This window comes from Streptomyces sp. NTH33, assembly GCF_003236365.1.
Lineage (GTDB): Bacteria > Actinomycetota > Actinomycetes > Streptomycetales > Streptomycetaceae > Streptomyces.
In genome coordinates this window covers 1-544 of the sequence record NZ_POTZ01001092.1, presented here as the reverse complement: position 1 = coordinate 544, position 544 = coordinate 1, and the positions used below count along the sequence as shown (strand labels likewise).

The 544-nt window shown below is 71.0% G+C and carries 1 protein-coding gene; it reads right to left on the bottom strand.

The window, feature by feature from the left end; all coding sequences use genetic code 11:
• Positions 1-28: 28 nt before the first annotated feature.
• Positions 29-379 carry a hypothetical protein gene (locus tag C1I97_RS38625; RefSeq protein WP_111007422.1) on the bottom strand — a complete coding sequence of 117 codons (351 nt, stop codon included), beginning with the start codon at positions 377-379 and terminating at the stop codon, positions 29-31.
• Positions 380-544: the final 165 nt, after the last annotated feature.

Sequence of the window (544 nt, the reverse complement as noted above, 5' to 3'; positions counted from 1 at the left end):
GCTCGGGGCTCGGTGAGGGGGGCCGTGCTCATGGCGTGTGGCCCCCGCGGCACTCCGAGCTGATCAGCGAGGAGCCGGTATGCAGCTCCACGGCGCCGGGCTGGGGGTTGGGCGCGGCGAGGGCGGTGGTGACGGTTGCCCACATGTGGGCGAGCTTGAGGGCTTCGGTGGACCGTACGCCGTGGAACTGGGCGCTTTGGCGGAGTTCGGCGGTGCGGTAGGCCATACCGCTGCTGCTGCGGCGTCGGGCCTCGTCCTCGTCGTGGATGGCCTTCTCGTAGTGGGTCTGTGCTTCCTCGGCCCAGGTGAAGGCGTGGGCCTGGGCGCGGCGGTGTTGTTCGGTGCGCCATGCCGCGTGGTCCTGCTCTTCGTCGTTCATGCGAGGTCGACCGTGTACTCGAAGACGCCGACGGTCAGGGCGCCGCAGGCCTTGGCGAAGGCGTCGAGGACCTCGGGCCGGGACCGGAGTGCGTGTGCGGCCTGGTCGTCGAGCTGGTCGAGGATCAGGGCGAAGGGTGCGCGGCGTGGGGTGGTGTCGTCGGTG